Annotated in this window: 24 protein-coding genes, 1 tRNA gene and 4 pseudogenes; 21 read left to right on the top strand and 8 right to left on the bottom strand. The window is 69.3% G+C overall.

Translation table 11 applies throughout. The annotated features are described in order from the left end of the window. Positions 1–76 precede the first annotated feature (76 nt). Positions 77–150: transfer RNA gene (locus tag ACGRHY_RS11740), tRNA-Thr, on the top strand. Positions 151–277: 127 nt separating this feature from the next. On the opposite strand, the gene ACGRHY_RS11735 is transcribed toward ACGRHY_RS11740, so the two are convergent. Together ACGRHY_RS11735 and ACGRHY_RS11730 are read right to left on the bottom strand one after the other, a co-directional pair. After that, positions 278–1,900 carry a tyrosine-type recombinase/integrase gene (locus tag ACGRHY_RS11735; protein WP_394635299.1) on the bottom strand — a complete coding sequence of 541 codons (1,623 nt, stop codon included), beginning with the start codon at positions 1,898–1,900 and terminating at the stop codon, positions 278–280. Then, positions 1,897–2,577 (bottom strand): helix-turn-helix transcriptional regulator, encoded by a 681-nt coding sequence (locus tag ACGRHY_RS11730; RefSeq protein ID WP_394635298.1) that lies wholly within the window; start codon positions 2,575–2,577, stop codon positions 1,897–1,899. The genes ACGRHY_RS11735 and ACGRHY_RS11730 overlap by 4 nt, the downstream gene beginning before the upstream one ends. A 96-nt stretch (positions 2,578–2,673) precedes the next feature. Between ACGRHY_RS11730 and ACGRHY_RS11725 the strand changes: the two genes are divergently transcribed. The 6 genes from ACGRHY_RS11725 (at position 2,674) to ACGRHY_RS11700 (ending at position 9,171) form a co-directional block, all read left to right on the top strand. Next, positions 2,674–2,904 carry a hypothetical protein gene (locus ACGRHY_RS11725; RefSeq protein WP_394635297.1) on the top strand — a complete coding sequence of 77 codons (231 nt, stop codon included), beginning with the start codon at positions 2,674–2,676 and terminating at the stop codon, positions 2,902–2,904. 233 nt (positions 2,905–3,137) lie between these two features. Continuing rightward, the gene (locus tag ACGRHY_RS11720; RefSeq protein ID WP_394635296.1) at positions 3,138–4,427 is read left to right on the top strand and encodes a DUF3631 domain-containing protein; all 1,290 of its coding nucleotides are present in this window, start codon (positions 3,138–3,140) and stop codon (positions 4,425–4,427) included. Between the two features lie 435 nt (positions 4,428–4,862). After that, positions 4,863–5,663, top strand: coding sequence for a DUF2637 domain-containing protein (locus ACGRHY_RS11715; protein WP_394635295.1), 801 nt, complete (start codon positions 4,863–4,865; stop codon positions 5,661–5,663). A gap of 338 nt (positions 5,664–6,001) precedes the next feature. Continuing rightward, positions 6,002–6,541 carry a MobC family plasmid mobilization relaxosome protein gene (locus ACGRHY_RS11710; protein WP_394635294.1) on the top strand — a complete coding sequence of 180 codons (540 nt, stop codon included), beginning with the start codon at positions 6,002–6,004 and terminating at the stop codon, positions 6,539–6,541. Continuing rightward, positions 6,538–8,253 carry a relaxase/mobilization nuclease domain-containing protein gene (locus ACGRHY_RS11705; RefSeq protein ID WP_394635293.1) on the top strand — a complete coding sequence of 572 codons (1,716 nt, stop codon included), beginning with the start codon at positions 6,538–6,540 and terminating at the stop codon, positions 8,251–8,253. The genes ACGRHY_RS11710 and ACGRHY_RS11705 overlap by 4 nt, the downstream gene beginning before the upstream one ends. 372 nt (positions 8,254–8,625) lie before the next feature. Continuing rightward, positions 8,626–9,171: a hypothetical protein gene (locus ACGRHY_RS11700; RefSeq protein ID WP_394635292.1), complete on the top strand. Its 546-nt coding sequence runs from the start codon at positions 8,626–8,628 to the stop codon at positions 9,169–9,171. 53 nt (positions 9,172–9,224) lie between these two features. On the opposite strand, the gene ACGRHY_RS11695 is transcribed toward ACGRHY_RS11700, so the two are convergent. Together ACGRHY_RS11695 and ACGRHY_RS11690 are read right to left on the bottom strand one after the other, a co-directional pair. Next, the gene (locus ACGRHY_RS11695; protein ID WP_394635291.1) at positions 9,225–9,638 is read right to left on the bottom strand and encodes an NUDIX hydrolase; all 414 of its coding nucleotides are present in this window, start codon (positions 9,636–9,638) and stop codon (positions 9,225–9,227) included. Next, positions 9,635–10,294 carry an NUDIX hydrolase gene (locus ACGRHY_RS11690; RefSeq protein ID WP_394635290.1) on the bottom strand — a complete coding sequence of 220 codons (660 nt, stop codon included), beginning with the start codon at positions 10,292–10,294 and terminating at the stop codon, positions 9,635–9,637. The genes ACGRHY_RS11695 and ACGRHY_RS11690 overlap by 4 nt, the downstream gene beginning before the upstream one ends. Before the next feature lie 408 nt (positions 10,295–10,702). Between ACGRHY_RS11690 and ACGRHY_RS11685 the strand changes: the two genes are divergently transcribed. From ACGRHY_RS11685 to ACGRHY_RS11645, 9 genes and pseudogenes are all read left to right on the top strand, one after another. Then, entirely contained in the window at positions 10,703–11,212 is a 510-nt protein-coding gene (locus tag ACGRHY_RS11685) for a nucleoside-diphosphate kinase (protein ID WP_394635289.1), read from the top strand. Positions 11,213–11,292: 80 nt separating this feature from the next. Then, positions 11,293–11,592 carry a hypothetical protein gene (locus ACGRHY_RS11680; protein ID WP_206351994.1) on the top strand — a complete coding sequence of 100 codons (300 nt, stop codon included), beginning with the start codon at positions 11,293–11,295 and terminating at the stop codon, positions 11,590–11,592. A 162-nt stretch (positions 11,593–11,754) separates the two neighbouring features. Then, on the top strand, positions 11,755–12,339 hold the full coding sequence (locus ACGRHY_RS11675) for a CYTH domain-containing protein (protein ID WP_394635288.1): 585 nt from the start codon (positions 11,755–11,757) through the stop codon (positions 12,337–12,339). 39 nt (positions 12,340–12,378) lie between these two features. Beyond that, a complete protein-coding gene (locus ACGRHY_RS11670; protein ID WP_394635287.1) occupies positions 12,379–13,143 on the top strand; it encodes a hypothetical protein in 765 nt (254 codons plus the stop codon). 2 nt (positions 13,144–13,145) lie between these two features. Beyond that, positions 13,146–14,540, top strand: coding sequence for a hypothetical protein (locus ACGRHY_RS11665; RefSeq protein ID WP_394635286.1), 1,395 nt, complete (start codon positions 13,146–13,148; stop codon positions 14,538–14,540). A 63-nt stretch (positions 14,541–14,603) separates the two neighbouring features. Further along, complete coding sequence (locus ACGRHY_RS11660; RefSeq protein ID WP_394635285.1) at positions 14,604–15,341, top strand: class I SAM-dependent methyltransferase; 738 nt, start codon at positions 14,604–14,606, stop codon at positions 15,339–15,341. Between the two features lie 123 nt (positions 15,342–15,464). Continuing rightward, entirely contained in the window at positions 15,465–15,998 is a 534-nt protein-coding gene (locus ACGRHY_RS11655) for an ATP-binding protein (RefSeq protein ID WP_394635284.1), read from the top strand. A gap of 38 nt (positions 15,999–16,036) precedes the next feature. Next, a pseudogene (locus tag ACGRHY_RS11650) lies at positions 16,037–16,126 on the top strand (XRE family transcriptional regulator); the annotation flags it as partial. Further along, positions 16,113–16,580 (top strand): NUDIX hydrolase, encoded by a 468-nt coding sequence (locus tag ACGRHY_RS11645; RefSeq protein ID WP_394635283.1) that lies wholly within the window; start codon positions 16,113–16,115, stop codon positions 16,578–16,580. The pseudogene ACGRHY_RS11650 and the gene ACGRHY_RS11645, both read left to right, overlap by 14 nt. On the opposite strand, the pseudogene ACGRHY_RS11640 reads toward ACGRHY_RS11645, so the two are convergent. Together ACGRHY_RS11640 and ACGRHY_RS11635 are read right to left on the bottom strand one after the other, a co-directional pair. Beyond that, a pseudogene (locus ACGRHY_RS11640) lies at positions 16,562–16,882 on the bottom strand (hypothetical protein); the annotation flags it as partial. The gene ACGRHY_RS11645 and the pseudogene ACGRHY_RS11640 sit on opposite strands and share 19 nt — an antisense overlap. Positions 16,883–17,111: 229 nt before the next feature. Further along, positions 17,112–17,929: pseudogene (locus ACGRHY_RS11635) on the bottom strand (IS5 family transposase). 85 nt (positions 17,930–18,014) lie between these two features. On the opposite strand from ACGRHY_RS11635, the gene ACGRHY_RS11630 reads away from it, so the two are divergent. The 5 genes and pseudogenes from ACGRHY_RS11630 (at position 18,015) to ACGRHY_RS11610 (ending at position 22,548) form a co-directional block, all read left to right on the top strand. Beyond that, positions 18,015–18,814, top strand: a protein-coding gene (locus ACGRHY_RS11630; RefSeq protein WP_394638015.1) for an IS5 family transposase whose coding sequence is annotated in 2 segments (ribosomal slippage) — positions 18,015–18,354 and positions 18,354–18,814 — 801 coding nt in all. Because the reading frame shifts where the segments join, the coding sequence is not laid out codon by codon here. Between the two features lie 40 nt (positions 18,815–18,854). Beyond that, positions 18,855–19,172, top strand: coding sequence for a hypothetical protein (locus tag ACGRHY_RS11625; protein ID WP_394635282.1), 318 nt, complete (start codon positions 18,855–18,857; stop codon positions 19,170–19,172). Between the two features lie 50 nt (positions 19,173–19,222). Continuing rightward, positions 19,223–20,040, top strand: a pseudogene (locus tag ACGRHY_RS11620) (IS5 family transposase). 224 nt (positions 20,041–20,264) lie between these two features. After that, complete coding sequence (locus ACGRHY_RS11615) at positions 20,265–21,011, top strand: transposase family protein (RefSeq protein ID WP_394638014.1); 747 nt, start codon at positions 20,265–20,267, stop codon at positions 21,009–21,011. A gap of 1,120 nt (positions 21,012–22,131) precedes the next feature. Next, a complete protein-coding gene (locus tag ACGRHY_RS11610; RefSeq protein WP_394635281.1) occupies positions 22,132–22,548 on the top strand; it encodes a transposase in 417 nt (138 codons plus the stop codon). Positions 22,549–23,405: 857 nt separating this feature from the next. On the opposite strand, the gene ACGRHY_RS11605 is transcribed toward ACGRHY_RS11610, so the two are convergent. Both ACGRHY_RS11605 and ACGRHY_RS11600 read right to left on the bottom strand, forming a co-directional pair. Continuing rightward, entirely contained in the window at positions 23,406–24,830 is a 1,425-nt protein-coding gene (locus tag ACGRHY_RS11605) for an RtcB family protein (protein WP_394635280.1), read from the bottom strand. An 82-nt stretch (positions 24,831–24,912) separates the two neighbouring features. Then, the gene (locus ACGRHY_RS11600) at positions 24,913–25,359 is read right to left on the bottom strand and encodes a DUF2267 domain-containing protein (RefSeq protein WP_394635279.1); all 447 of its coding nucleotides are present in this window, start codon (positions 25,357–25,359) and stop codon (positions 24,913–24,915) included. Between the last annotated feature and the right edge of the window lie 68 nt (positions 25,360–25,427).

The raw sequence follows: 25,427 nt of genomic DNA, 5'->3' as shown, positions 1-25,427 counted from the left end.
CCCCGCACCGGATCCGGTGCGGGGCACCCCCGGGCACTGTGTAGACTTGGGCGCGCTGCGGTTCGCCGCACGCATCGCCGCCTTAGCTCAGTCGGCCAGAGCGACGCACTCGTAATGCGTAGGTCAAGGGTTCGATTCCCTTAGGCGGCTCCGAAGAACCCCAGGTCAGATAGTTTCTGACCTGGGGTTTTCTGCTGTTCGGGGCATTGCGGGGCACGGCCGGAGCGCCGTGGGATGGCTCGCGTGAGCGATCCGTGAGCGGGGGGACAGGCGGGCCCTACTTTTTGGGCTTCTTCCGCTTGGCCCTCGGGCTCTTCTTCTCGCTCTCGGCCTGGGCCTTCCTGGCTCGCTCCGCCTTCTTCCGGGCTTTCTCCGCCTTGCGCGAGGCCTCTTCCGCTTCCGCCTTGCGCCGGAGGGGGACGAGTCTGGCGGTGGCCTCGGCGGCGTTCTTGCCGACGTGGGGGAGGACGCTCTGGTAGATGTCCCGCGTGATCCGGGTGTCGCTGTGCCCGAGGGTGTCCGAAACGATCTTTATGTCGATGTCGGCGGCGAGCATGAGCGTGGCCGCACCGTGCCGGAGGTCGTGCAGCCGGATCGGCGGGAGGCCGGAAGCCGCGACAAGCCGCTCGAAGAGGTCGGTGACCTTGCCGGGATGCAGCCAGGAGCCGTCCTCCTGGGTGAAGACGAGGCCGGTCTCGACCCAGGCGGAGCCCCACTCCGCGCGGTCCGCCTCCTGCTGCCTGCGGTGCCGCTCCAGCACGCCGACGGTGTCGTCATCCAGGGCCACGACGCGGAAGCCGCTGTCGGTCTTCGGCTCCGACGCCTCCACGCCCCACCCGTCCTGCACGAGCTGACCGGCGACCGTGAGGGAGTGGCGGTCGAGATTGGTCTCCGACCAGGGCTGGCCGCACGCCTCACCGCGGCGCAGGCCGCGGAAGGCGATCAGGTGCCACATGGCGTACAGCCGGTCCTCGGCCACGAAGTCGAGGAACGCACCCGTCTGCTCCGGCGTCCAGACCATGACGGGGGAGGGCTTCTCGCCGGTCTCCTGCCACCGGGCGACCCGCTCGTCCGTCCACACCAGGGCCTTCGGCTTGCGGACGGGATCGATCTCGACGTGGGCCGCCGGGTTGAACGTGATGATCTGCCGGCCGATCGCGTCGTTCAGGGCGGCACGGAGCGTGGCCTTGATGTGCTGGCGCGTCGCGGGTCCGGTGACGCGGCGGAAGGGCGGCATGGCGTCGATCGCCGCCTTCATGGCCTTGCGGCGGGCCCGGTTCTCCGCGCCCTTCCACGGCACAGTCGCCAACTCTTCGACTGCTGCGCGCCGCTGGGCGTTCTGCTCCAGGATCTCGGCGTTGGCGTCGGTGATGGCGGTGAACATCTCGCTGAGGTGGCTGACGCGCAGCCGGTCGAGGCGCCGGTCCCCGATATGCGGCTTGAGGTGGACGCGGACATCGGTCTCGTAGCGGCTGATGCCTGACTTCCGGATGCGCTTGCCGGCGAGCCACCGGTCCAGCCATTCACCCACGGTGAGGCTGCCGACGAGGTCCTGGCCGGCCTTGAGGCGCCGCCTCGTCTCCTCTACGTCGGGGAGCGGCAGCTTGTCGCGGCTGATCTCGGACAGCATCTCGGTGATCAGCTGGACGCCCTCGGGGTCGTCTGCCTCGGCGAGGCCGAGGAGGGCGCGTACGTGGTCGAGATCGGCCTGGGCCGCCCTGAGGCTGCTGTAACCGCCCCGTGCGAAGGAGCGCCGGCCCCCGTCCTCGCGGGGCGGCAGCTCCTGGCGTATGGAGTACGTGCAGTGGTTCCTGCTGTTGCGCCTGGGGCAGGAAGAGCCGAGTTCCTTGCCGGTCTTCGGGTCGCGGCACGAGCAGCGGCGGTAGGTGGAGCCCTTCAAAGGCGTTCCTCCGAGGTGGTGTCGGCGTCTGTTTCGGGCGGGTCGATGTCGCCCAGCGCGGGTGGCAGATCGGGTGGGGTAGCGCCGTCCTCGCGGAGTCGGCGGCGGAGGTGACGAAGGCTGTACTTGGAGGAGATGGCCTGGTCGGCGTACTGGGTCCGCTTGCGCTCGGCTTCTTCCTGCTGGGCGCGGCTGGTGGCGGTCTTGGCTGCGAACCGTGCCCGTTCTTCTTCGTCGAGTGCGGCGAGGGCGGTTTGTACGAGGCTGGCGTGGTGCTCGAAGTCGGGGACCAGGCCGGCGTCGTAGCCGGGCACTTCCTCCTCGCCGGTGAAGCGGCGCAGCGCGCCCCAGGTGGGGACGAGGTCCTGGAACGGAAGTTCCTGCGTCCGGTCCACGTATCCGACCGGGAAGATCAGGCAGACCGGGTACGTCTCCAGGGCAGCTGCCAGGACCATGACGTCCACCAGCGGCAGACTGGCCCGGCGGCCGGACTCCATGTTGGCGATCACGTTGCGCGGGATGGGGTGCCCGAGCCGCTCGCACCGGTCCGCCAAGTCCTGCGCGCTCCACCCCATCTCCTTCCTTCTCCGCCGGACTTCGCCGGCCACGTTGGCCTTGATCCGGTCCGCCCACTCGGGAACGTCGTCCTCTTCATCATCGAAGCCGCTTTGTGTCACAGAGACACATTAGCTTGGCCATTCTGGTTGGTGGACGCCTGGAGCCGGACGTGATGGGCACGTTCGCCGAGGGCTGTGCCGAAAGGGGCGCAGTGCATGCGCGAAGACGCGACGACTGGACGGTCGAAGGGGATGAGTCGGGAGGAGCTGCTGTCTCTCCCCGTGTCCGTTGACCTGGATACAAGCAACCGCGCGCTCGGACTCGGGCGCAGCAAGGGCTACGAGCTGGCCAAGCGGGGCGCCTATCCGTGCAAGGTCCTGCGGCTGGGCAACGCTTACCGGGTCGTGACCGCGGACCTGCTTCAGCTACTCGGGCTGGCGGCGTGAAGGGGTGGCAGCGTAGCAGGCAATTCTGCGTTGAGCTGACACAGAAGCGCTGGACTGTTGCCGGGCGTGGACGTACGGTCCGTGTTCCCTCGCGGTGGCCTGGCGCCCGCGAGACGGCAAGGGGCCTCCGGCGGCGCAACGCCGGAGGCCCCAGCACCCCCGAACGGCCCTGGAAGAACCAACCCGGCGGCAAGGGCGCGCAAGCCCGCCACCGCCAGACGAGGAGCTGCCCCGTGGAACGTGCGGGAACCGAGCCCTGTTCCGACCCCAGCCAGCCTTCGTGGCCGCCGGTCGCCCTCCCCGGCCGGCCCGGCCACCACACCGGCCAAGTCTCCACATCTGCCGACGACGGTGCCCCGGACGCGGCTACGGCGGGCCGACCCGCCGAGGAGGTGGTGCCGGACCCGGAGCCGACGCACGGATCGGAGTTGCTGGGCGAACTGCGGGCGCAGATTGCCCAATTCGTGATCCTGCCTTCGCAGGAGGCGTTGGACGCGGTGACGCTGTGGGTGGCGGCCACCCACCTGCAGCCCGCGTGGCAGCACGCCCCGCGCCTGGCGGTGGTGGGACCGGCGAAGCGGTGCGGCAAGTCGCGGCTGCTGGATGTGCTGACCGAGACGGTCCACGAGCCGATGCTCACCATCAACACCACCCCGGCCGCGGTCTTCCGCTCGATCACCGACGAGCCGCCCACCCTCCTGGTGGACGAGGCCGACACCATCTTCGGCACCCCGAAGCAGGCCGAGAAGAACGAGGAGATGCGCGGCCTGCTCAACGCCGGGCACCAGCGCAACCGCTACGTCACCCGGGTCGTGGGCAACGACCACACGCCCCACAAGTTCGCCACCTTCGCGATGGCGGCCCTCGCGGGGATCGGTGACCTGCCCGATACGATCATGGATCGCTCCGTGGTGGTCCGCATGCGCCGCCGCGCCGAGGGCGAGAGCGTCAAGCCCTTCCGCTCCCGCCGCGACATCCCGGTCCTGCACGACCTGCGTGACCGTATCGCCGCCTGGGCCCGGCCGCTGCTGGACGAGGCCGCAGACCTGGAACCGGTGATGCCGGTGGAGGACCGCGCCGCCGACACCTGGGAGCCCCTGGTGATCGTCGCCGACCTCGCCGCCGGACCCTGGCCCCGCCGGGCCCGCGCGGCGTGCGCACGGATGGTCGCCACCGAGGTCGAAGCGGAGGAGGACCAGCCGGGCGGAGCCCGCACCCTGGCCGACATCCGCAGGGTGTTCGCCGCCCAGCGCGAACCCGACAGCCTGCCCACGGACGAGCTGCTCCACCAGCTCCGCCAGGACGCCGAGAGTCCCTGGGCGGAGTGGGGACGAGGCGGGCTGACCGCCCGCGACCTGGCAGCCATGCTGCGCGAGTTCGGCGTCAAACCCGGCAACGTCCGCCTCGCCGACGGAACCCAGCGCAAGGGCTACACGCGCAACAAGTTCCTCGACCCATGGCGGCGCTACTGCCCCACCGTCCACTCAGTGGACACCGCACCAACCAGCACCACGATGGCCTGAGCCCCGCGTCCCCCGGTGACCGTCCCTGCCGTCCCTGCCGTGACATCGCAGGTCAAACGGCATGAGAGCGGGACGGCAGCCGGGGGCAAGACGGCAACGCGATCATCATCACCGCGCTGCCTCCGCCAGGACGCTGCCCAGATCCGTCTTGTGCCGTCCCGGGCGTCCCCGCCGTATCGCCGCAGGTCGTGGCACCGCTGGCCGGGACGGCACGCTGCGACAGCGCCGTCCCGGCCGACAGGCAGCACGCAGAGAGCCGCCTCTCCTGAGATGAGCCGCGGCTTCCCGGCAGCAGGACCGGAGTACGGCTCCGGCACGCCTCCGGGACGGAAGGTCGACGCGGCTGCCGTACCTGCCCTGGCCTGCGCTTGCAACGGCCAAGACGGCCAAGACGGCCAAGACGGATCATCCGCCACCACCCCAGGAGTATCCCGCTTGACCCACCCCACGACCCTCACCCAGCGCCACCGGCCCGACCAAGGGCAGCCAGCGACGACCAAGCAGGCCACCGAACGGTACGCGCTCGCCGCCGCCGGAGTCGTCATTGTGCTCCTCACCGCCGGCGGGTTCTGGCTGTCGTACGCACACCTTGCCGAGGTCGCCGGACAGCACGGGCTGGGTGGTTCTCCCGCCCGCCAGTGGGCCTGGCCGGCGACCCTGAACGCTTTCATCGTCGCTGGTGAACTCCTCATGCTCCGCGCGGGACTGCGCCGCGTCACCGACGGCTGGGCCATCGCCCTCACGGCCACCGGCTCGGTCGGCTCCATCGCCCTCAACGTGGCCGGAGTCAGCGGTACGGCCGACGCCGGACCTGTGCCCCTGCTCGACTACGTGGTCGCCGCCGTACCGCCAGCCGCCGCACTGCTCGCCTTCGGTGTTCTGATGCGGCAGGTCCACCAGCTCGTCGACCAACCGCACCCCGCACCCGCCCAAGCGCCCGAACCACCGGTCAATCCTTCCGCTCGGGCCGGCGAAACGGCTGAGTGGCCGACGCCTACTTCCGCGCAGCGGCCGGAACCCCAGCCACAGCCGGCGGGCAAGCCACGCGGCGGTCGTCCGGCCAGCGCAACGGTCGAGGAACTCGTGGAGATCGGGCGCATCGCCGCCGCGGAGAAGAACACCTTGAAACGGGACATCGTCGAGCGAGCCGTACGAGCCGAAGGACATTCGGTCAGCAGCAAGCGGCTGACCGAGGTGATGGCCATCCTCCGGGACGAACTCAACACGGGCACCTGACCCGACAACGGCTGACCGCCTGGCCGGTGGGCACTGCCGCTCCGCCCACCGGCCAAGCGGATCCCGAACCTCATCACCTGATCGCTTACCCACACCTGTGGACGGACTGGTCGCCCCCCACTCAACCAGCCCTTCCCTCCCCTGCTCCGGAGGCACCACCCGTGACGAACAATCCGCACCCCCAGTCCGAGTACGTTCCGGAAGAGCCGTTGCCGCTGACGAAGTCGCCTACGCTGCTGGGGCGTTTGCGACAGGCGTTCGAACGGACGGCCCCTGGCGGAGCCAGTAGTACCCCGAGTCCGACTCAAGGCCGGTCCCTGGGGGTCTCCGCCCCGGGGGTGGCGGAGACGGCCCAGCGCCAGGGGGCGCCGGACCGAGGACTCGGGGCCGAGGGCAGCCCCGAGCCGGACGAACTCCACGCCGTGCAGCAAGCCGTCCTCCGCCTCCCGCCCGCAGACGGCCTCCCGCGTGCTCAGCCCACGATCCGGCGCTTCACCGGCGACAAGCGTATGGAGCGTGTCGGCCCCCTGCGCTTCCTCGGCGACGAACGAGCCCGTCTCCAGGAGGTAGCAGCCGAACACGGTTACAAGGGCGAGTCCGGCTTCGCCGCCGATGTCGTCCTGGCCTTCGTGGACGGGCGGTTCACTGCGAATCTCCCTCTGTCCGAGGACCGCCGCCGCCTCCACGAGTTCCGCTCGCAGGTGCTGCGCCACCTCAACCGCATCGGCGTCAACATCAACCAGGTCGCCCGTGCTCTCAACAGCGACCTCACACCACCGGACATCCGCCGGAACCTTGCCGAGCTTCAGCACCTGCTGAAACTGATCGCTGAGGCTCTGCGCGAGCCCACCGATCCGCCGAAGGATCTGTCTGCATGATCGCCGCCATCAAACCGGCCGGATCCAACACGCGCGGCCTGCTCGCCTACCTCTACGGACCCGGCCGCCACGACGAGCACCTCGATCCGCACGTTGTGGCGGGGTTCGCCATGCTGGGCATGCCCGATCCCGGCCGCGACGAGAACGCCACCCTCACCCAGCTAGCCCGCCACCTCGACGCGCCCGTTCAGCTCCGGAACAGCGAATTCGGCAAGAAAGTCACCGACCACGTCTGGCACTGCCCCGTCCGCGCCGCCCCCACCGACCGCCACCTCTCCGACACCGAGTGGGCCGAGATCGCTCAGCGCATCGTCGAGGCAGCCGGTATCGCCCCCGCTGGTGACGACCTGGCCTGCCGGTGGATCGCCGTACGCCACGCTGACGACCACATCCACATCCTCGCCACGACCGTCCGCGAAGATGGCCGCCGCCCCAAACTGCACGACAGCGGTCACCGCGTCGGTGACGCATGCCGCGAAATCGAGAAGGACTACGGGCTGCGCCGTCTGAGGAAGGGCGACCGCACCGCTGGACGCCGCCCCACCCAGGCCGAGATGCACAAGGCCGAACGTCTCGGCTGGGAACAGACCAGCCGGGAATGGCTCCAGGACCGCATCCGCGCCGCCATCCCCCACACGAGCAGCGCCGAGGAACTCCTCGCCTACCTCGAAGCCGACGGCATTGCGGTCAAGCCCCGACGCGGACCGTCCGGAGACCTCCTCGGCTACTCCGCCGGCCGCCCCGGCGACCTCGACAAGGACGGCGAACAGATCTTCCACCCCGGCGGAAAGATCGCCCCCGATCTCACCCTGCCCAAGCTGAAGGCCCGCCTCGAAGCCGACCAGCCGGAGGAGCACCCCACCGCCCGCCGCGACCGCCCCGCCACACCGTGGCACCGGGCCACCGACGCCCTCGACACCCTCCACACCGGCCTCGCCGACGACACCCACGCTCAGGCCCACATCGCCGCGCTGGGCGAGTTGATCGAAGCCACCGCCCAGAAGGCCTCCACCCACCTTCAGGCTGAACTGCGGTCGGCATCAAGGGTGTTTGCCCGTGCTCAGCGCTCCCAGATCCGCGCCGAGAACCAGGCAGCCCACGCCCTGCGAGCCGCCGCCCGCGACATCGCCCACACCGCCACCGGCCCCGACGGCAGCGCTCTCGCCGCCCTGCTCACCGCCCTCGTCTGGGCCACGGTCATCGCCACCCGCTGGCACGAAGCGAAGCATCACGCCCACCAGGCCGACGCCGCCCGCCAGACCCTCCACCACCTTCAGACCGCCGCCGACCACGCCCTCGCGCCCGTCCTCGACAGCCTCGCCGCCCGTCAACCGAAGGAGCAGATGCGTCAGACCCTTGCTCACGACGTCCATACCGCCGTCCCCGACCATGCCAACCGCATCCTCACCGACCCCACCTGGCCGGCTCTCACCACCGTCCTGGCCGACGCCGAGGCCCGCGGCCACCAACCTCACCAACTCCTCAAGGAAGCCGCCGCCCAACGCGAACTGACCACCGCCCGCAAACCCGCCCGCGTCCTGATCACCCGCATCCAGCACACCAGCCGCAACCCCACCCCCAACTCCCGCGCCGCAGCCGCCCGACGCCGTACGACTGTGTTTGCTCAAGCCGCCGCTCAGAACCCTCACCCTTCCCAGGGCCCCGTGAAGGCCAGTGCCTCCGGCGCACATCAACCTCACCTCCGCCGATAGAGGGAGGCCGAGTCATCCGCCGCGTTGTCGGCCACGACCAGCGGGATTTCCTGATGCGGCCGATGGCACCCGGGGCGATGGCCAGGTATGCAGATCGATATCTCCAACTCGACATCCATCGGCGGTAGTCGTGCCTACGCTGGGCCTGCTGATTCCGAAGAGTCCGAACCCGTCCGAGATTTCGAACTCTCTTCGCCTGAAGGGAACGCGTTGCCTACTTCCTACACGGAGAAGGGAAGATGCCAGCTCTGCGGTGGTGCCATACGGATAGACCGACGCACGGGAAAGGTGCTCGCCCATCCCCGCGCTGATCGGCGGGTCGGGCAGTGCCCGGAGTCCGCGAAGCAGCGCTATCAGCCTGGAGCGCCCCAGATGCCGCTCTACAAGATCGGTCGCTCTGACAACTCGCCTCCCACGCCACGGCGTCCCCGCAGCACGATCCAGGAAGTGCCTGTGCCGAGACCATCGTGGATTCCGCTGTGGGGCGATGCCGATGCCCCCATCGTCACCCTCCCGGCCAAGGGGCGCACCGGTTACTGGATCCCCAAGCACGGCTGGCAGAAGCACGAGCAGTTCGTGCACACCTACGTACACGGCCGAGCCAGGCCGGAGTGGGAACGGAACAACGGCTCCTGGGCTGTGGCCACGGACCACTTCATCGAACTCACTGGCGCTCTTGTGCAGCGGCACGGTCGCATCTTGCTCGGCCGGGAGTTCAACCGTTCCGAGAAGTGCAACCCAAGCTGTATGAATGCGATGGGCTACGTATGCACCTGCTCATGCCGAGCACGCAACCACGGCGGTGGCGGATGGATGAGCGGATGGCGAGTCGCAGACGAGACCACCCTGGTGATCGACGGGCGTTCGTGGAGCTGGACCCTCTTGGAGAAGATCCCCTCAGGGACTGCTCGCCTGTGACCCACTCCACGACAGGGTGACGCCACGCTCTCCTGAGTGCGGCCCGAGGTCGTTCAGGAAAGCAGAGCCGCATCGAGGTATTCCTGCACCGGCTCGAACAGCCCGTACGGCACGTACTGCGGGATCTCGCCATGGGCGACCCAAGCGAGCTCGGCCAGTTCCTCGGTGTCCGCGACGTGGGCGGTGCCGCCCACCACCTCGCAAGCGGTGTACGACATCAGCCGGCCCGTCTTCGGGTGGACCCGCTCGCCGAGCAGTTTCACGGCGGCCACGTCCAGGCCGGTCTCCTCCTGGGTCTCCCGCACAGCGGCGTCCTCGCGGGACTCGCCGGGCTCGACCTCTCCGGCCGGGAACTGCCAGGAGAGCTGTCCCTCGCTGACCCGGCGGCGCACCATGAGCACGCGTCCCTCGTGCACCACGATGGCAGCGGCGATGCCCGGCCGCTCGTCCGTGTTCTGCTGCGTCACGTCTGCTCCTCCAGGACGGCCAGGATGGACGGGAAGATCGTATCGACGGGGATGAAGCGGGTCACCGAGTTTCTGGGGACCCACATGACGTCGATGTTCTCGGCTGCGTCGCTGTTGGTGGCCTCGCCCGCTAGGTACTCGCAGAGGAAGTATTCGCACAGCACGCCGGTCACGGGGTGCACTCGGTTGCCGAGATGCCGACGGACAGCGCAGTGGACGCCTGTCTCGTCCAGCGTTTCCCTCACGGTGATGGTCTCGGCCCGGGCACCGGGCTTGATGACCCCGGCCGGGAACTGCCACGTGATCCCGGCCGCGTCGTCATCTCTTCGGCACACCAGCAGGACGTCACTGTCACGGATGACCACGGCGATGGCCACGCGGAGTGCCTGCGCGCCGGCGGGCGTCGATTCCACCGATGTCCGGCCCTTCGCCAACAGGAGCGCGAAGCGTTGCCGTGCCGCGTCGGAAGCCTGCTCATGAGCGGTGTCGAGGAGCTGCTGCATCTCCCCGCGGGGCACGACGTTCTCGTCGGCGTGCCAAGCGGCCACGGTCCGCACGCCGATGCCCAATCTCGCGGCGAACTGCTCGTTGCTGAGACGTAGGGCGGACTGCAGCAGGCAGGCGTATTGGCCGGTCCACCGTTCGATCACGTCCACGAAGCCGTTCCCTCCTCGCCGCTATCGGTGCAGGAACCCGGGCGCTGAAAGTGCACTCCCACTGCACTGGTGCTTCATGGTCGCGCAGGGGGAGCCCCGGAAGAATCGCTGTCACCAGGGACGAGGAATCGCCCGGCAGCGGCTGAGTCCCTGGGAGGCGTGTACGAGGCGCGGAGGCGCCGGATGACCACGAGGAGATTCTAGGTGCGTATCCCCGACGGATAGCAGATACAGGGAAGTTGGCTGAATCGGGTCTCTGAGACTGGTGGGTAGGCGGCATCACTTGGGCCGTTCACCCGTCCGGGGCCTTGTCCGCACATCCGAACCGCCCTGTCGGCGCCGGTAACCTCAGCGGGTGACGGTTGACTGATCGTCATGTTCGGTTGGCAGCAAGGCGAAAGGGAGCCAATGGCCGAGGTTCAGGCACACACTGTCGAGCGCACGCTCGTCCTGCTCAAGCCCGATGCGCTGGCGCGTGGCCTGGCAGGGAGGATCATCACGCGGTTCGAGGACGCCGCGCTGAAGATCGTCGGCACCAAGATGAAGTGGATGGACGAGGAGTTCACCCGTCGGCACTACTTCGACCTGGAGGAACGGCTGGGTTCGGAGGTCTACAACGTCACGGCGACGTTCATGCAGCAGGGGCCGGTCATCGCCCTGGTGCTGGAGGGCTTCGATGCCATCGCCACCGTCCGCAAGATCGTCGGCAGCACGTACCCGAACCAGGCTCCGGCTGGCACGGTGAGGGGCGACTTCTCGCACTACAGCGCGGCGGCCAGCACTGCCTCGGGCAAGGCGGTGGCGAACCTCGTGCACGCCTCCGGCAACGCTGAGGAGGCCAAGCAGGAGGTGGAGCTGTGGTTCGACAAGGGCGAGCTGCAGGACTACAAGACGCTGGCCGAGATCTACACGTATTAGCAGCGGGTCGCGGCGTCACCGCGGGGGCGCCGGGGCGTTGATCACCACTGGGGCACGACCGTCTGATCCGAGAGGGCACCATGACCAACCCGACCCGCCTGGCCTCCACCGACGAACTGGAGTCGATCTTCCAGCGTGAGCTGGCGACCGACCGGTGGGCGGCCACCGAGACCGCGTACGCCCTGGCAGTGCGCCACCGCGACCTGGGCGACTGGCCCGCGTCGCGTGAGTGGGCCCAGCAGTGCCTGCGTCTGCTGGAGGGATTCCCCAGCGAGACGGAGGAGCAGGTCGCCACCGGCCGCACGTCGGTGGGCGGCGTCCAGTTGCCGACCTATCTGCATCCGGGTGTCGTCCAGGAGCGCTTCGGCGCCCTCGGCTGATACCCACAGAACCACCTGGGTGATGCGGCCGGCGCCCGCATCGGCCGCATCACCCCGCGTTCGACCACCACCAGTCCCATAGCGATCGCCCGACCGGACAGGCCCCCGCACGGCAGGGTCCAGATGGCTTCGCCATGCCTGAAACGAGGAGGCAGCAGCCCCGTGGCCGTCGAGATCGAGATGCGCGCCCGCTTCACCAAGGAGGTCCACGACCGGCTCGTCACCCGCCTGAAGGCGGACGGGGAGGACCTGGGCCCCGACGACAAGCACATCTACTTCTACGTGCTCCCCGACCAGCTTCTGAAGGTCACCGACAACACCACCGCCGGCACGGCCAAGATCACCCTCAAGGGAAGCAAGATCGGGCAGGGCGCGGCCTTCGCGGAGACCGAGTTCCCCATCGCACCCGCCGACGTCCCGGCCGCGGTGAAGGTGTTCAACGCCCTCGGCTTCGAGACGGCGATGCACGAGGCGTTCAACTTCCGTCACAACTTCCGCTTCGACGGTGTCGAGATCGCGGTCAAGTGGAGTGAGGCGTGGGGCTACCACGCCGAGTTCGAGGTCCTCCTGGAGGACGGCGCCCCGGACGCCGCCCGCGCCGAGGCGGAGGCCAAGATCACGGACGTCGCCACGGAGCTCGGGCTGACCCTGATGACGGAGCAGGAGCTGGCCGACTTCACCGCCGCCTTCGAGGCCGCCGAGAAGGAGCGCAAGGAGCGCGAGCAGCAGGCCACGCCGATCCGGTAGGGAACATCACCGCGGAGACCACCAAGGGGGTGGGCACGAATGAGCACGACCCCGTTGACCGCAAGTCTGATCGACCTGGCTGCCCGAGGGCAGCTCCCGCTCCACCAGCACATGGACCACGCCACCGTCGAGTGGATCAGTTCCCACAGGCCCGACCTCCCGCCGACGCCACAGCCGGCCTTGCGTCCGCAGTCGAAGGAGCTGCTCACGCGCGGCGGGCTGCCCACCCGTTGGTGGGCCGACCCCCGCCTGTACACGTCGCTCCACGGCGTTCGGCACGCCATGAGGACGGCGGCGCTCGCCGCCGTCCTCGCCGAGGCGAACGGGCTGGACGACGCCGACACCGCCACAGCCGTCGTCGCCGCCGCCTTACACGACTGCCAGCGGCGCCACGACAAGAACGACCGAGGGCATGGCGCCCGAGCCGCCGTCTGGCTCGCCGCGAACGCCGACACCGTCTGGGACCACTTCGGCCTCACCGCCACACCACGGCGGATCGTGCAGGCAGCCACCGCCGTCCGCCTGCACGACGTCCCGTACGAGGCGTTCACCGCCGACGATCGCGCCGATCACGCCCGGGTCGAGCGCATCACCGACGTGGTCAAGGCCGCCGACGCCCTGGACCGCTACCGCCTGCCGAAACTGAAGTGGTGGCCGAACGCCGCGTACGTCCGCGAGCCCGCCTTCGACCAGCTGCGCGGCCTCGCCTTCGACCTGGTCCTGGTCTCGGAGCGGGCCTACCTCGCCGGGGCCCGCGGCGCCGCGGCCGTGCGCTACGCGCTCGCCGAGAAGGGCCTGGTCTGACCATGGACTTCCTCGACGCCTACCACCTGTGGGCCGACGCCCACGCGTTCTTCGACTCCACCCTCATCCCCCGCCCCGCCGACCACACCGACCCGCTCGCCACCCAGGCCGCGGACTGGGACAGACGGCTCGCGGAGGAGACCTCGAACGGCCACCTGCTGCGGCAGAACGCCCTCTTCGAGGCCCTGAGCGGCAGCGGCAAGCTGCACCTGCTGCACGTCACCCACGCCCTGGAGGAGATCAGCCGGCAGGGAGTCCTCTACCCGTCGGGCGGCTGCCTCGTCGGAAGCATCTACTGCGCGCCGCTCACCGCGACCGACCAGGGCTTCCGCATGCACAACCTGGGCGCCTACGTCCTGACCAAGGAAGCACCGGCCTTCCTGGCCAAACTCGGCGTCACCGACCGCGTCCCCACCCCGCTGATCTTCGAGATCGACACCCCGCCACAGGCGTACCGCGGTCTCGCCGGAGTGGACTACCTGCGGCTGGGCCTCATCCACCTGCGGATCTACAGCCACCTCGAATACCTGCTGAGCAAGAACGAACGGCACCAACTGCGCGAGACCGTCGCCGGCCGCGTCAAGAACTCGGCCGCGTTCCTCGCCACCGCTGCCGCCGTCGCCTACCAGGGCACCCGCGTCGACGCCGAGCCGTTCCTGAAGCTGCTCGACGAGACGATCCCCCGCCTGCCGATCCTCGGCTACCTGTACTTCGAAGCGGTCGCCGAGTACCTGATGCTCCACTCGACCTCCCACCACACCCGGCGCCTGGCCGAACTCGGCGAGCTGAACAACTGGCTGTACAAGGAGATGCTGTTCGCCTCCTTCCCCGCGATGGCCGGCAAGTTCGACCTCGCGAGGTTCCGTCCCCGTCCGAAGCAGCTGGCCACGCTCATCCACCAGGTCGATCCGACCATCGACACCGGCCACGCGAGCGCGTACCTGGTCGAGCGGATCAGCTACCTCGTCGCCGCCCGCCTCCTCGCGCCCGGTGAGGCCCCCGAAGCCTGGCACCACACGCGCTGGGAGTTCGACTCCCTGGCCACCCAGCTCGGACCGCTCCTCGGTCACCTCATCCACCGGGAGCTGCGCACCTTCGGCCGCTACCCCGATTTCTACTTCTACTTCGACCAGCACAAGGCGCTGCAAGCCTGGAACTACTGGAACCACATGGACATCGTCGCCCCGTTCAACGGCACGATGCCCAAGGGCGAGGTCGGCATCAACCCGGCCTACCCCAACCTCGACTACCGCGTCTGGCGCGCCGAGCAGGACGATGCCGGCCACCTCCACCCGGCCGAAGAGCTCTCGCTGAGCATCGCCCCGCGACTGGTGGACATCAAGTACACCCTCATGCGCAACAACCAGTGGACCGCCCCCGCGCCCAGCGTCGCCTGATCACCACCGCCGCAATCCGCGGCCCACCTCACCCCGAGCCACCTCACACGCAGGAGATCCGTGATGAATCCCTCCGGCATGCCCTCCATCGACCTCCTCGGCGAGCAGATCGACGCCGTCCTCGCCGACCCCGCCACCACCCACGGCCTCGCCCGCACCCTCCGGGCCGCGGCCAGGGAGATCGAACTCCACCGCTACCACCACGCCAGCCGGCGCGCCTGGCCCAACGGCCGCATCGACGACAAGCCCACCAAGGTCCAGATCGGCGGCGGAGCCCACCGCATCGACGGCTTCTTCAACATCGACCTAATCCCGCCGGCCGACCTCCTCTGGGACATCCGCGAGGGCATCCCCCTCCAGGACGACACCACCGAAGAGATCTTCTCCGAGCACTTCCTGGAGCACATCGACTACCCGCGTTCGGCCAAGCACTACGTCCGCGAGGCGTACCGGATCCTCGTGCCGGGCGGCCGGATCATCACCGGGGTGCCCGACGCCGCCTTCGCCCTGAACCAGTACCCGGGTCCCCTGACCCCCTCCGAGGAGACGATCGCACGCTGGTACGCCAAGCGCGACTGCCGGGGCGACATCAACACGCGGCTCGACCTCGTCAACCTCGTCTTCCGCGACCAGGACGACGATCCCACCTACACCCCGCACCTGTGGGCCTACGACCACGAGAAGCTCGTCCAGCTCTTCACCGAGGCCGGCTTCACCACCGTCGAACCCTGGACGTTCGACCCCGCCATGGCCAACCCGAAGCGCCGCTGGGGCAGCGTCTACGTCGTCGCCACGAAGTAGCCACCTTTCAAGCAGCCCGCGAGTCCGGGGCGGCCCGTCCCTGGTCACCCTGGACTCGCGGGCCTCCGCCGACGCCACGGCGCCCCGCACCCGCCCGGCCACGCCGCCGAGGGAGCCACCCGCATGAACCAGGTCCCACCGTCCATCAGCGAACTGATCCTCGCCGCCACTCCCAACGCCGTCGCCTGGGCCCGCCGCCACACCGTCGACATCCTCCAGCGCTGGCACTTTCCCACCGAGGGCATCGAGGTCGCCCGGCTCCTCGTCTCGGAGCTGGCCACCAACGCGATCGAGCACGCGCGACCGACCGAGTCCTCTGATACCGGCGACACGGAACCCTCCGGCTCCAGCACAATCGTCCTCAGGCTCTGGCCCACCAACGGGTGTGTCGTCGTGATCTCAGTCGGTGACTCCGACCCCCGGCCGCCGGTACCCCGCACAGGAGACGCCAGCGCCACTGGAGGCCGCGGACTCCTCCTGACCCAAGCCATGGCCAACTGCTGGGGCTACTTCCCCACACAGCCGCACCCTGGAAAGGTCGTCTGGGCAGAGGTTCCCGCCCATCCCAGCACCGCCCTCGGTGAGCCAGGCATCGGGAGTCGGCAAGCCGCACCAATGCTCATCGGGCGAGTCCTGACCGGCCTACGTGAGCTGTGACCGAGCCACCTGAACCATGGAGAGGATTCCCGTGTCGTGACTACGCTCAGAGCTTCGACGCCGTCTGGGCCGGTGCCCGGCCCTGGACGCCCGACCAGGAGGGGATGGCCGCCCATGGGCAGGACTGAGTACTACCACGACCCCGACGCCCCCAAGGCGAACACCCTCATCCCCGCCAGCAACCTGCTCGTCGTCGATGCGGACGGCGCCATCCTCCTCCAGCGCCGCCGCGACACCGGCCAGTGGGCCCTGCCCGGCGGCGCCCAGGACATCGGCGAGACGGCCGCGCAGTGCGCGGTGCGCGAATGCCTGGAGGAGACCGGCATCGTCGCCGAGATCACCGGCTTCCTCGGCGTCTACACCAACCCCCACCACATCGTCGCCTACACCGACGGCGAGATCCGCCAGCAGTACGAGACCACCTACATCGGCCGCCCCATCGGCGGCGAACCCACGATCAACAACGAGGCCGACGGCGTCCATTTCGTCCAGCCGGCCGACCTCGACCGGTACGACATCCACCCCAGCATGCGCCGGCAGATCGGCGACTACCTCGCCGGCACCTACCCCCACCTGGACTGAGCTTCCCCCATGGCCCTTTCGGGCATGGGAGGTGCCCCCAGCACATCCTCCACCCGCCCCACCGCGGCGAAGATCTCCGGCGCCGCCCGGCGGATGAACCGCCCCACCACACTGTCGTCCCCGTAGCGGCCCCGGATCTCGGCCACCCGCTCCTCGGCGGCGGCCCGCTCCCCGTCGGGCGTCGTCGTCATGTCGCAGTAGACCAGCGCGTCCACCAGCAACTGGTCCTCCAACAACGGCAGCTCCGTCTCCAGCACTTCCCGGAGGAGATCTGGCCGATGAGCTGCTGTCAGCAGGTCGCGAACGTGCCTGCTCAGGGCCCGTTCGCCTTGATCCGCAGCCAGCGGCGGCGGGCATGTTTCGTCAGACAGGCTGGCAACGGTAGAGGCGAAATCGCATGGCTACGAGCTTGGCGGCGGCAATGTCATCGATGTTGTGCAGGGCAGCGGTCTCACCTAGGCGTCCAGGTCGGCGGCCATGTTCGCGCTGAGCATCCAATCGCAGTTGATCTCCCATGGCTTAGAGCGTGTCCTACGTGGTGAGGCGGATCAGTCGCTTGTAGCAGCAGAGGGCGGCGGCCAGGCCGAGGAAGGCCAGGTAGTTGCGGGAATGGCGCTCGTAGCGGGGGGACAGGCGGCGGTAGCCGGCCAGCCAGGCCATCGTGCGCTCGATGACCCAGCGGTGACGCCCTAACCGTTCGCTGGACTCGACGCCCTTGCGGGCGATCCGTGCCGCGATGCGTTTGCCACGGAGTCATCTGCGCAGGTCAGGGTTGTCGTAGGCCTTGTCGGCGTGGAGCTTGCCGAATCGGTAGTCGCGGCCTCGGCCGGGGTCGTGTCTCGTTTGGAGACCGGCCAGCATCGGCTTCAGGCCCTGGCTGTCGTGGGTGTTGCCAGGTGAGATGCCGACCACGAGGGGCAGTCCGGACCGATCGGACAGGATGTGCATCTTGGTACCCGGCTTTGCCCGGTCCACGGGGCTCGGACCTGTGTGTTCGCCCCCTTTTTGGCCCGCACGTGGGCCGAGTCGAGAACGATGCGGGAGAGGTCCAGCAGACCGTGGTCGGCGAGTTTGTCGAGCACCGCCTGGTGCAGGCGGCCCCACACGCCGGCTCTGGACCAGATCAGGAAGCGGCGATGGGCGGTGGACTTGGAGATCCCGAAGCACGGCGGCAGCGCCCGCCAGGCGCAGCCGCTGACCAGCACGTAGACGATCGCGGCGAACACCGCCTCATCAGGGGTGTTCTGCGTCCCACCGCCCTGCGGCCGCACCTTCGCCGGCGGCAGCAGCGGCTGCGCGAGCTCCCACAGCCCGTCCGGAACGATCCATCCCCACCGAGCACTCCCCATGCCCGGACAACGAGCCGACCACCACATAGGACACGCTCTTACAGGTCATCTCATTTGGTGTAGTCGGTACTCTGCGGACGTGACGATCGTGGAACGACTGGTGCCGGATGAGCTGTGGGAGCTGTTCCAACGGGTGGTACCGCCCACCCCGACCCGGCCGCAGGGCGGCGGCCGCCGCCGACACGGCGACCGGGAGGTGCTGGCCGCGATCATCTTCGTGGCCACCTCGGGATGTACCTGGCAGCAGCTGCCGTCTGCGTCGTTCGGACCGTCCGGGGCCACCGCGCACCGGCGGTTCGCCGAGTGGACCCGGGCCCGGGTGTGGGCCAAGCTGCACCGCCTGGTCCTGGACGAACTCGGCTGCCGCGGTGAACTGGACTGGACCCGCTGCGCGATCGACTCGGTGAACATGCGGGCGATGAAAAGGGGGACCTGACCGGTCCGAATCCTGTCGACCGGGGCAAGTACGGGTCGAAGATCCACCTGATCACCGAGCGGACCGGTCTGCCCCTGTCCGTGGGCATCTCCGGAGCCAACCTCCACGACAGCCAGGCCCTGATCCCGCTGGTGCAGGGCATACCGCCGATCCGCTGCCGCCGCGGGCCGCGCCGTCGCAGGCCCGGCAAGCTCCACGCGGACAAGGGCTACGACTACGCCCACCTGCGGCGATGGCTGTCCCAGCGGGGCATCGGGCACCGCATCGCCCGCAAGGGCGCCGACTCCTCCGCCCGGCTGGGCCGACACCGCTGGACCATCGAACGCACCATGGCCTGGCTCACCGGCTGCCGGCGCCTTCACCGCCGCTACGAGCGCAAGGCCGAGCGCTTCCTCGCCTTCACCAGCATCGCCTGCACCCTCATCTGCTACCGCCGCATGAACACCTGACCTGCACCGAGGACACGGCCGTGTGCAGGATGATGGCCCGGTGACCAGATCCGAGCAGATGCGGGACGCGGCCCGACTGTGGCGGGAGCACCTCGACGCCGACTTCCCCGCCGACCTGCGAGGTGTTGAGTTCGAAGGCATCGACATGGTGATGCTCGACGCGGATACCGCAGGCTGCGTCTGCACGTGGCTCAACAACGGCGGCGCCCTCGATCCGAAGCGCAGACGCATCCTGCAGGCCCGCTTTGAGGACCTGGCTCGAGTCATTCCGCAGATCAGCGACCCATCAGGCCGCCAGTACTACCAACGGCTGCACCAGCTTGCCCTGCTCGTTTTGAGCGTTCCGAACGCCAAATGAGATGACCTGTAAGAGCGTGTCCTATGTGGTGGTCGGCTCGTTGTCCGGGCATGGGGAGTGCTCGGTGGGGATGGATCGTTCCGGACGGGCTGTGGGAGCTCGCGCAGCCGCTGCTGCCGCCGGCGAAGGTGCGGCCGCAGGGCGGTGGGACGCAGAACACCCCTGATGAGGCGGTGTTCGCCGCGATCGTCTACGTGCTGGTCAGCGGCTGCGCCTGGCGGGCGCTGCCGCCGTGCTTCGGGATCTCCAAGTCCACCGCCCATCGCCGCTTCCTGATCTGGTCCAGAGCCGGCGTGTGGGGCCGCCTGCACCAGGCGGTGCTCGACAAACTCGCCGACCACGGTCTGCTGGACCTCTCCCGCATCGTTCTCGACTCGGCCCACGTGCGGGCCAAAAAGGGGGCGAACACACAGGTCCGAGCCCCGTGGACCGGGCAAAGCCGGGTACCAAGATGCACATCCTGTCCGATCGGTCCGGACTGCCCCTCGTGGTCGGCATCTCACCTGGCAACACCCACGACAGCCAGGGCCTGAAGCCGATGCTGGCCGGTCTCCAAACGAGACACGACCCCGGCCGAGGCCGCGACTACCGATTCGGCAAGCTCCACGCCGACAAGGCCTACGACAACCCTGACCTGCGCAGATGACTCCGTGGCAAACGCATCGCGGCACGGATCGCCCGCAAGGGCGTCGAGTCCAGCGAACGGTTAGGGCGTCACCGCTGGGTCATCGAGCGCACGATGGCCTGGCTGGCCGGCTACCGCCGCCTGTCCCCCCGCTACGAGCGCCATTCCCGCAACTACCTGGCCTTCCTCGGCCTGGCCGCCGCCCTCTGCTGCTACAAGCGACTGATCCGCCTCACCACGTAGGACACGCTCTTAGAGGGGTGTGCAGGCCCGTCGCTTTGTTCGTTCGGACGCAGCCCTCGATGTCGGCGTGGGAGGTGTCAGTGAACGCTTCTCATCCTGTGGCTCGTGGGTGATGACGGCTGGTGGTCGGGGGCCGTAACGCGGCAGGGCTCCTGGTCGTTGCGGCTGGTGATCTCACTCGCCAACGTCCCGACACAGGAGCCCTGTTGGTCCCGTATCGTGCCATGCTCGACGTCCCGCACGAGGTCGTGGAGCACGTTTCCTGGCTCATCTACGCCCGAAGGTGTGAGCTGAACTCCCGCTGGCGGAAGCTGGGCTGCTTCCGGCAGGCCCTGCTGGTCCTGGTACACCTGCGCAAGAACGAGACCCTGGCCCAGGCCGCAGCGGGGTTCGGCGTCTCCACCGCCACCGCCGGCCGGTACGTGAGCGAAACGGTCGACCTCCTCGCCGAGCGTGCCCCGAGTCTGCACGAGGCCCTGCGCGAGCTGCCGCCGGAGGGGTTCGTCATCCTCGACGGCACGCTGATCACTACCGACCGCATCGCGGCGGACGAGCCGTACTACTCGCAGAAGCACCGCCGCCACGGCATGAACGTGCAGGTCATCGCCCACCCGGACGGCACCCCACTCTGGTTCTCCCGCGCGACACCGGGACGCACACACGACCTGACCGCGGCCCGCGCACACGGTGTGATCCAAGCCTGCCTGTCCCGTCAGCTCCTCGTCCTGGCCGACCGCGCCTACCAGGGCGCCGGCGCCACCGTCCGCACCCCCTACTACCGCCACCACGACCTGCCCGAGCACTACCAGCAGTACAACCGGGACCACACCCGGCTGCGCGCTCCGGGCGAACGCGCCTTCGCCCGCCTCAAGCAATGGCAGATCCTCCGCAAGGCCCGGTGCAGCACCAACCGCATCGGTCGCACGGTCGCCGCCGTTCACGCCATCGAGATCGCCTGGCGCTCAGGATGAGAAGCGTTCAGTGGCTGCGGATACGGTTCCGATCCGAGCTTTCGTTCTGCAGGGGAAGGGTTGCATGGCGACAGAACGTAAGTGCCTTGAATGCAAGGCTCGGGACAGCGCCAACCGGAAGGGGAAGCCTGGAAGATGTGTCGACTGTATCGACGATCGATATCGGCAGCTTGGCTGGAATCCTAGTGAGCCGTACATCTCCCCGGGGCATTCCCGCCAGTGCGTGTGCATCGAATGTGGTCAGCCTGATCGGATCGCCTATGCCGAGATCCGCAGCAAGGGAAGCCACTACTGCGATTGGTGCTCGTGCCGCCAGATGTACGAACACGGTCTCTTGAGTGAGCCTTCGAAGTGGGACATCACAGTGGAACAGGCGGCGCAGGTTGTCCTGGGGAACGATTTTCTCGCTCGTGGCCCGGCTGGTGAGGTGCTGGATGCCGCTGGGCTCGCCCGTCAGATGGAGCACGTGTGGTCGCTTGTTGCGGTGGAGTGCATTGTGTGCGGGACCACCGCCAAGTGGAGCGCGTCGATGAGTCTTGGTAGTCGTAGAGACTCCGGACGTAGTCGGTGCGTGTACTGCTTCGCGCTACCCCTGGCCCCATGGCAGGATGAGTTCTTCAAGGCGTACGGGCTCGTGCGTGACCATGAGGGATATGCTCGGCTCGGTGAGCGAGTCGCTGCCCGGTGCGTCAATTGTGGAGCTGAGCGCAGGATTTCGATCTCCGAACTTAAAAGTCGTGTTGCTCCTTGCCTCAAGTGCGCCGAAGCCCTCGACCCGGATGCCGTACACGTCGTTTACCTGATGCGCTTTCCAAGGCTCCGTGCGGGACTGTAAAACGTTCGGCTCTGTCTCACTTCCGGTGGTGACGGAAAGTGACAGTAATGTTGGGCAGGTCGTAGACCAGAATCCGAAGGTCAGCGGACCGTGGCGGTCGTTCTTCGGTACCGGCTGACCGGCCCGGCACCTGTCCGCGAGAGTATGGCGCGACAGGCCCAGTGGTCTCGGTGCGCTGCCATCCGTTCGAACTGTCGAGGTCAGAGCGTCGGCCGCACTCTCTGCAAGCAGCGCCGCTCAACTCTTGCGTTCCGTCACCACCGGAAGTGAGACAGAGCCGAACGTTTGACAGACCCCGCCCAGGACCTCCTGACCCAGGCCGCACGGCGGCATCACCGCCTTGGGCGGGTATGGGCGGACAGCGGATACACCGGCATGCTGGTGAGCTGGTGCGCGACCGCCCTGAACCTGATGCTGACCGTCATCCGCCGCAGCGACAGCCAGGCAGGCTTCGTCGTGCTGCCCAAACGGTGGCTCGTCGAGCGGACGTTCGCCTGGCTCACCCGATCCCGGGCCGCCCGCTCCCGCTCCTCCAGCCGCCCCAGCACCGACGCACCGGACCTACCTCCCCCGCCCCGACACCATGCCTCACCAGCACAAACCCAGCCCCCACACTCGGTTTCGAGAAGCCCTCTCAGGGGGGGCAAGCTCCGCAACCCCGGCGGACGGGGTCAGGGGCCGTCGACGAGTCGCGGCCCCTGACCCGGGTGCTGTCAGTGGCGAGACTGGAACCAGACCGCGGCCAGTCCCACCGCGGCGGTTCCGATGCCGGAACAGACGCCTCGCAGTAGGTGGTCGGCGGCGACGTGGCGGCGCCGGGCCCCCACCGGGCGAGGCGCCGCAGGGCGGTCCTGGCTCGCTGCACGGCGGGGACGCCGTTGCGCTTATCCTGCATGACCGGTGTTCCTTTCAGGGTCTTCGAGGGCTTGCGAGGTCACCGCGCGGAGAGCCCCGCCCGACCCGGTGGCGTAGGAAACCCGGGGTCGGGGCGTGGGCTCTCCCGCGCGTGAGGGGTGCGGGATCCGTCTCGGCCCCCGTCACGCCGGCTCGTGGCGCGCCGGAGGGGCGGGGCCCCAGTCGTGTCCACGTGGTCCGCAGGAGCCGGAGAAGCCGGGGCTCACCGGCGGCCGGGAGTTCGCGCGGCATGCCCGGCTCTCCGGCCGGTGCGGTCACGGGGCCTTCTCGCTCGGTCGGCCGGGTCGGCCGCCGGGAGCGACGCCGCCGTCGTACGGTGCGTACCACCGGTGAACGCGGGCGGAGGGAAGCCCGCTCTCCGGGCGCGGCCGCGCCGGGCCGCCCCGGTGTGCCCCGAAGCCGGGCTGGAGTAAACGAGGGTCGTCGAGACCCCCTGCGGACATGTGGACGACTACTGGCCGATCACTTCAACTCCCCGGCACTATAGTGGAGTTCACGTGCACATGCATGTGCATCTGCACGTGCATGCGTGTCTGGGTGGCGTGTGGCATCTCGTGGAATACGTTCGCCGCCGTTCGAGACCCCTCGGCGGGAAGCGAACCGGGCCGGGTGGTTCGAGTGGGAGGAGGCCGAGGCCGGCCGCCTCAGCCCTTGACGACGCCCAGCGGTACCAGGCGGGCGACCAGGTGGGCCAGGCCCGCGCCCTCGGTGGCGGCGGCGACCGCGTCGACGTCCTTGTAGGCCTCCGGGGTCTCCTCGGCCAGTCCGCGCCAGGAGGAGGGGCGGACGGCGACGCCCCCGGACTCCAGACGGCCGCGCAGCTCCTCGCCGCGGACCCGGCGCAGCGCCTGGTGGCGGCTCCAGACCCGGCCGGCGCCGTGGCAGGTGGAGAGGAAGGCGTCGTTGCCGGGTTCGCCGACCAGGACGTGGGACGCGGTGCCCATGGTGCCGGGGATCAGCACCGGCTGCCCGGCGCCGGAGAGTTCCCCGGGCAAGTCCGGGTGGCCGGGCGGCAGCGCGCGGGTGGCGCCCTTGCGGTGGACGCACAGGCGGTGCGGTACGCCGTCCACCTCGTGGGTCTCGGTCTTCGCCATGTTGTGGGAGACGTCGTAGACCAGATCCACCTCCGCTCCCGCCGCCGAGGTGAAGGCGCGGCGTACGGCCTCGGTGAGCAGCTGGCGGTTGGCACGGCCGTAGTTGGCGGCGGCGGCCATGGCCCCCAGATACGCCCGCCCCTCCGGGGAGACGGCCGGCGCGCAGGCGAGCTGCCGGTCCGGCAGGGAGATGCCGAAGCGGCGCAGCGAGCGGTCCATGACGCGGACGTGGTCGGTACACACCTGGTGGCCCAGGCCCCGGGAGCCGCAGTGGATCATCACGCACACCCCGCCGGGGCGCAGTCCGAAGGCGGCGGCGGTCTTCTCGTCGTGGACCCGGTCCACGGCCTGCACCTCCAGGAAGTGGTTGCCCGAGCCCAGGCTGCCGACCTGCTGGAGGCCGCGCTCCACGGCCCGCGCCCCCACCTGGGACGGGTCGGCGTCCTCCAGGGCGCCGTAGTCCTCGCAGAAGGTCAGGTCGCTCGGTACGCCGTGGCCCTGCTCGACGGCGTATCCGGCACCGCCGACCAGAAGTTTCTCCATCTGCGGGCGCCCGGAGAGCCTCCACAGCCCGCCGGGGCCGGTGCCGCGCGGGACGGTGTCGCCCAGGAAGTCCATCAGCTCCCGCAGGCGGGGCTCCAGCCCCTCGCGGTCGATGCCGGCGGCCAGCAGGCGCACCCCGCAGGAGATGTCGAAGCCCACACCGCCGGGCGAGACCACGCCGGCGTCGTCGATGTCGGTGGCGGCCACCCCGCCGATCGGGAAGCCGTACCCCCAGTGGACGTCGGGCATGGCGAAGGAGGCGCGGACGATGCCGGGGAGGGTGGCCACGTTGGCCACCTGCTCCAGCGCCTGGTCGCCCGCCGCCTCGGGCAGCAGGTCGCGCGTGGCGAACACGACGCCCGGCACGCGCATCGCGCCCCGCCGCTCGATGCGGAAGCGGAACGGGCTCTCCTTGGTCAGGGTGATGTCCACGGTCCCCTCCGGGCTCGTTCCGTGGTCGCCGTCCGCGCCGGGGCCCGCGTCGAGGACCGTGTCGGCGCGCCGCGGTGCGCGCTCAGCCCGCCGGGGCCGGGACCGGCGCGGGTTCGAGGACGGCGCGGACGTCGTGCGGGAGCTGGTCGAGCGCCCGCTCGAGCTGGCCGGGCGACAGGTGCCCGCGTACGGTCTCGGTGACCGCCGGGGCGATCCGGGGGACGGCCTCGGTGCTCACCAGTGCCTCCTGGGCGAAGCGGTTCACATAGGCCTCGCGGTCGTACTTGACCGGCGCGGCGCTGGGGACCCAGCCGTCGTAGTAGACGCCGCGCAGCAGTTCGGGGAGCTGGGCGGCGAAGTGGGCGGCGGCGTCGACGGTGAGCCGGTCGCGGAGGGTGTGCAGCCAGGTGCGCAGGACGCGGTTGGCCAGATGCCGGTCCTCTGTCCCCAGGGCTTCGGACACCGCCTTGAGCCAGATGTTCGCGGTGTGGATGACGTGCTCGAATTCGGCCGCGTGCGTGGCGGACATGGATCCTCCCCCTCGGAGAAAGAGGTCGTGGCGCCGTGGGGGCACCGGGGGACGCCGTACGGAACCGG

Origin of the sequence: Streptomyces shinuiensis, assembly GCF_043660855.1 — a bacterium.
In the GTDB taxonomy this organism is placed as follows: Bacteria; Actinomycetota; Actinomycetes; order Streptomycetales; family Streptomycetaceae; genus Streptomyces.
This window is presented reverse-complemented; position numbering and strand designations above follow the sequence as displayed.